This window comes from Mesorhizobium sp. M7A.F.Ca.US.005.03.2.1, assembly GCF_003997795.1.
Taxonomy (GTDB): Bacteria; Pseudomonadota; Alphaproteobacteria; order Rhizobiales; family Rhizobiaceae; genus Mesorhizobium; species Mesorhizobium ciceri.
In genome coordinates, this window is record NZ_RZRP01000431.1 from 1 (window position 1) to 5,352 (window position 5,352).

Sequence of the window (5,352 nt, forward strand, 5' to 3'; positions counted from 1 at the left end):
GAAGCGGACGATCTCGCCATGACGCGTGCCGCAATAGAGATTGTCGTCGCGGTCGAGGATGACGTCTTCCGGCCCCTCCAGCTCGCCAAGCCCGATATGCTCTGCGGCCGACAGCCTGTTGTCGAGTTCGTATGGCGTGCCCGAGCCGAGTGCGGCCGACTGTGTCTCGCCCATCTTGAGATAGACCGGCGCGACATAGACCTCATTCAGCACCTTGTGCCGGTTCTTCAGCCAGCGGATGTCGATGGTCACCGCCACCGCCAACATGATGCCGAGCACCATCTGGTTGGTGCCGGTGCCGTAGCCCAGCCGGATCAGCCCATTGGTCATGGTCAAGACGATGATGGCGCCCATCAGCCCCTTGATCACCGAGCCTCGGCCACCGCCGAGGCTGACGCCGCCGACCACCGCCGCCGTCAGCGCCATGATCTCGAGGTTGAGGCCGGTTCCCGGCCCTGCCCCGCTCAGCCGGCAAGCAATGAGGAAGCCGCCGATCGAGGCGCAGAAGCCGGAAAAGACATAAGTCATGAACACGGTGCGACGCACGCGGATGCCGGCATTATGCGCCGAGCGCCTCGAGCCGCCGACCGCCAGCACGTGCCAGCCGGGCCGCGAACGCGTCAGCGCGATATGGGTGACGATGGCCAGGATGATCGCCAGCCACACCGAGACGGACAGCCCCCAGAAGGTGCTGTCGCCGATGAAGTCGAGCACATCCGATGTCGCGGTCGAGAGCTGCACATCGGCGGCATAGGTGGTGACCAGGATGTCGAACAGCGCCCGGCCGAAGATGAAGGTCACCAGCGTGGTGAGGAAGGCGCGCAAGCGGAGATAACCGACGAGGTAGCCGTTGATGGCGCCGAAGATGAGGCCGGTGGCGAGCGATGCGGCCAGCGCCAGCCAGATCGACTGTTCGAGGATGAAGAAGACATAGACGGCGGAAAAGCACGACAGCGCGAAGATCGAGCCGACCGACAGATCGATGCCGCCACCCAGCATCACCACCGTCATGCCGGTGACGACCATCGAGAACTCGCCGAGCTGGCGGGTCGATTCCTGCAAAGCGGTCAGCTTGAAGAAGCCGGGAATGACCGAGCCGAAGGTCGCCAATGTCGCCACCAGCGCCAGGAACGGAATGGCGTTGTCGGTCCAGCGTTTGGTCAGTATCTCGCCGACGACATGGTCGGGCACGAGATTGTAGCGCCAGGACTGGAGGCGTTCGCGAAAGGACATCGGCTGCTGCTATTCCATGAGGGGACGAGGTGACCGGATCCTTCCGGTCACCTCGCTTGTACTTCAGTCGAAAAGGTGCGGCTTACTTTGCCGCCGCCGCTTGTGCCTGCAGCGCCTTCAGGTCCCAGCAGCTGTCGGGCTTGAGGTCGGCCTTGGTCGTCGCCTTCTCCAGCGTGTAGATGTAGGTGTGCGAGGTGCCGGCCGGCTGGCCGCTCTGCAGCAGGAACTTGATGATGGCGTTCATGTCGCCCGACTGGCGAGCAAGATCGGTCATCACCACAGCGCCATAGGTGCCGTCGACCAGCTTGTCGCAATCGGCCGCCTTCTCGCCGCCGCCGGTGGTGACCAGGAACACCTTGCCGTCGAGTTTGGCATCGCGGATCGCGGCGGACGCGCCGGTGGCGTCGCCATCCCAGAAATCGATGATCGAGCAGATATCCGGGTTCTGCTGCAGCATCGTCGTCGTCACGTTGCGCGAGGTCGTCGCATCCCAGTTGGAATCGGGCTTGGCCACCACCTTGAAGTCGGGATTCTTGTCCAGCACCTTCATGATGCCGGCATACTGATAGAGGCTGGAGGAGTTCGCCTGGTCACCCTGCACAAGGCCGATCTTCTTCGACGAGTTCGGGCCGCAGCCCTTGATCGCCGCTTCGGCCTCGAGCTGGCCAAGCCGGTCCCAATCACTGCCGATAAAGGCGTCGGCCGGGAAGTTGGCGGGATTGTCGACCAGGATGACATAGGTGCCGGCGGCCTGTGCCTTCTTCATCAGCTTGGAATAGGAGTTGAGGTCCGGCGCGTGGATGATCAGCACATCCGGCCTGGTGTCCGAGGAGATGGCGTCCGTGATCGCCTGCGCGCCGGCATCGACGACCCAGTTCGGGTCGCGCGTCTCGAACACGCCGCCCCAGGCCTCGACTTCGGTCTTCAGATAGTGCGCCCAGCCCTGCGCTAGGTCGAAGCCCATTGCCAGCGGCACCAGCATGACGCGCTTGCCCTTGAGCGCCTGCGCGTACGCAGCCGGCCCCGGATCGTCGGCGGCGAAGGTTGGCGCCACGAAGGCGGTGACAGCGAGCGCCGTGGCGGCGGCCATGAGTGTCTTGATCAGTTTCATGTCGGATCCTTTTGCTTTGGTCGTTGTTATCAGCGGCCGGCCCCAACCGTCCGCCGCAGTTCAGGTCTAAATGTCGCCCTGCTGGGCGGTCTGCTCGTCACGTGGATTGATGATGCCGTCGACGATGATGGCGCCGAGCAGGATCGCTGCCTTGATCAGGTTCTGGTAGAGCAGCGGAATGTCGATGATGGTCATGGCGTTGAGCAGGATGCCGATCAGTGCCGCACCGACCAGCACGTTGCGCACCCCGCCGCGCCCGCCGGACAGGCCGATGCCGCCGATAACCGCCACCAGCACGATATCGTAGAGCAGCGTCGAATTGACGACGCGGGTATTGATCGAATGCAGGCTGGCCGCCGTCAGCAGGCCGGCGACCAGTGCGACGAAGGCGGAAAGCACATAGCGCAGCACCAGCATCGGCCGCACCGGCATGCCGATGTTGCGGGCGGCCACCGGATTATCGCCGGCGAAATAGATATAGCGGCCCCATTTGGTGTAGCGCAGGAACAGGAAGAACAGGAAGGCCAGCCCTGCGAAGACGAAAACCTCGATGGGAATGTCGAGGAAGCGCAGGCCACCGAGCAACTCGACCCAATGGCCCTGCGGCACCGGCACGGCATCCTGCGTGATCAGTTGCGAGCGTACATAGCCGAAGACGAAGGAGCCTGTCGCCAGCGTCACGAAGATCGCCGGCACGTCGGCATAGGCGACGAGAAAACCATTGAGCAGGCCGATGGCCAGCACACCGGCCAGCACATAGGCGAAGGCAAGCCCGTCCGGCGTCCCCGAATTCAGCAGTTGCAGGTACCAGGCGACCGACATCGCCATGATCGCGACGGCAGAGAGGTCGATGCCGCGGCCGATGATGACCACGGCCATGCCGAGCGCAAGGATGCCCAGCACCGACACGGAGCGGACGATGGCGACGAGATTGTTGGGGTCGATGAAACCTGGCAGGCCTATAGCCGCTGCAACGAACAGCACCACGGCGATGGCAAAGACAATGCCTTCCTGGTTCAGGCTCCTGAAATTTGGCCAGCCGATGGTGTTCATGTCTGCGTTTGCCCCGATGGCAGCGCTGCCATCCCTGGGAAAGAACGCTAATCGGCCCAACGCCGGTTCGTCAAATGAATCCGCGCCCGGAACCCAGGCCGGCTGCGATATTTATCGAGTGGACGCATCGATTGCCGAAGCTGGCGCAATGCGCGGAAAACTCTGCGCTTTTGGCAATTGGTTGCGCCATTGCGGCCGCACGCGAAAGCGCTGCACCAAGGCAAAGGGACAGGACGGAATTTATCTCCGCATCAGGCGGAAAAATCGATCTGAATTTCCCGGCGAGTGCCCGGAAACCTCAGCGCCCGCACCTGGCGGGAGCACGAGAAAACGCAACGCCGCCACCAGCCCGATGGCGCCGATCACCAGAAAGGCTACTCGAAAATCCACAAGATCGAGAGCGGGGCGATCCCTGACGATCTGCGACAGATTAAGGATCGCCGCCGCCACCGCGACGCCAAACAGCATCGCCACCTGCTGCAGCATCGAGGACAGCGTCGCCGCCGAGCTTCGTTGCGACGCATCGATGTCGGCGAAGGCCAGCGTGTTAAGGGCGGTGAACTGCATCGAGCGCGACAGGCCGGCAATCAGCATCAGCGCCACCACCAGCGCTTGCGGCGTCTGCGGCGAGATCGCTCCGCAAGCCATGATCGAGGCCGAGGCGATGATGCCGTTGACGACCATCACCGAGCGGAAACCGAAACGGCGCAGCGTCGGCGTGGTCACCGTCTTCATGCCGAGATTGCCAAGGAAATAGGCCAGGATCATCAAGCCGGCATCGACAGGCGAAAGGCCGAAGCCAACCTGGAACAGCAGCGGCAGCAGGAACGGCGTGGCGTTGATCGCCACCCGGAAAATGGTGCCGGCGGCAAGCGTCGAGATGGCGAAGGTCAGCACCTTGAACGAGGAGAGATCGAGCAGCGGATGCGGCGCGCGCCTGAGATGGCGCACCGCCAGCCAGCCGAGGACGATGCCGGCTACGATCAGCAGCGCTGTCGGCAGCACGCCGTCCTCGGGATGCGCGATACGCTCGAGACCGTAGAGCAGCAAGGCAAGTCCCGCCGATGTCAGGAAAAAACCGGGCCAGTCGAGCGGCTTGGGGTCGGCCTCGCGGTCGCCTGGGATGAAACGGGCGACCAGCGCCAGCCCGACCGCGCCGAGCGGGATGTTGATGAAGAAATTCCAATGCCAGGACAGATAGGTGGTGATGAAGCCGCCGAGCACCGGCCCGACCACCGGCGCAAACAGTGCTGGCCAGGTGATCAGCGCCGTGGCGTTGAGCAGTTCGGATTTCGACGCATTGCGCAGGACGAGAATGCGCCCAACCGGCGTCATCAGCGCGCTGCCGAGCCCTTGCACGACACGTGCGGCGACGAACTGGGTCAGGGTTTGCGAGAGGCCGCAGGCGAGCGAAGCCAGGGTGAACAGGACGATCGCCAGCAGGAAGATGTTGCGCGCCCCGAACCGGTCGGCGAGCCAGCCCGACAGCGGCACGAACACCGCCATGGTCAGCATGTAAACGGTGATGCCGATGCTCATCGCCACCGGCGACACGCCGAAGGAGGCGCCCATCTGCGGCAGCGATGTCGAGATGATCGTCGAATCCAGCAACTGCATGAAAAAGGCGATGGCGACGATCAACGCCACGCGCCGCGCATGGGTGGCCGTTTCGGACAAGGTTGCGATCTCGGGAATGGCAGTCATGACGGAACCGGTTTGAACAGCATCTCCCCGGCGACGTCCAGAGACGTCGCAACAAACTTTCGTGTGCCGCCATGGCCTGCTATGGAATGGATGGGGCCGTCAAGGAGAGTATACGCGTAACATGAAGCCCATCTACATCGACTACCTCAATGCCCTCGACATCGATGCCCTTGCCATGACCGATGGCGAAATCATCGCCGCCGTCGAGGCTGGCCTGGTGGCGCAAGGCAAGGGCCAGACGGTGATCGAAC

At 63.3% G+C, this 5,352-nt stretch carries 4 protein-coding genes and 1 pseudogene; 1 reads left to right on the forward strand and 4 read right to left on the reverse strand.

Features of this window, described 5'->3' with window-relative positions; genetic code table 11:
• The 4 genes from EN991_RS22075 to EN991_RS22090 all read right to left on the reverse strand — a co-directional run.
• Positions 1-1,233: ABC transporter permease (locus tag EN991_RS22075; protein WP_164769281.1), on the reverse strand; the 1,233-nt coding region annotated here is incomplete at its 3' end.
• Positions 1,234-1,315: 82 nt separating this feature from the next.
• Positions 1,316-2,344 (reverse strand): sugar ABC transporter substrate-binding protein, encoded by a 1,029-nt coding sequence (locus EN991_RS22080; protein ID WP_013530838.1) that lies wholly within the window; start codon positions 2,342-2,344, stop codon positions 1,316-1,318.
• A gap of 66 nt (positions 2,345-2,410) precedes the next feature.
• Positions 2,411-3,397: an ABC transporter permease gene (locus tag EN991_RS22085; protein ID WP_013530837.1), complete on the reverse strand. Its 987-nt coding sequence runs from the start codon at positions 3,395-3,397 to the stop codon at positions 2,411-2,413.
• Positions 3,398-3,637: 240 nt separating this feature from the next.
• Complete coding sequence (locus EN991_RS22090) at positions 3,638-5,101, reverse strand: DHA2 family efflux MFS transporter permease subunit (protein ID WP_127369550.1); 1,464 nt, start codon at positions 5,099-5,101, stop codon at positions 3,638-3,640.
• 121 nt (positions 5,102-5,222) lie between these two features.
• Here EN991_RS22090 and EN991_RS41035 point away from each other — a divergent pair.
• Positions 5,223-5,352, forward strand: a pseudogene (locus tag EN991_RS41035) (ornithine cyclodeaminase family protein); the annotation flags it as partial.

Bases quoted from the DNA above. Each gene is read 5' to 3' on its own strand.
- EN991_RS22085 (WP_013530837.1), bottom strand. From the start codon at position 3,397: ATGAACACCATCGGCTGGCCAAATTTCAGGAGCCTGAACCAGGAAGGC.
- EN991_RS22090 (WP_127369550.1), bottom strand. From the start codon at position 5,101: ATGACTGCCATTCCCGAGATCGCAACCTTGTCCGAAACGGCCACCCAT.
- EN991_RS22080 (WP_013530838.1), bottom strand. From the start codon at position 2,344: ATGAAACTGATCAAGACACTCATGGCCGCCGCCACGGCGCTCGCTGTC.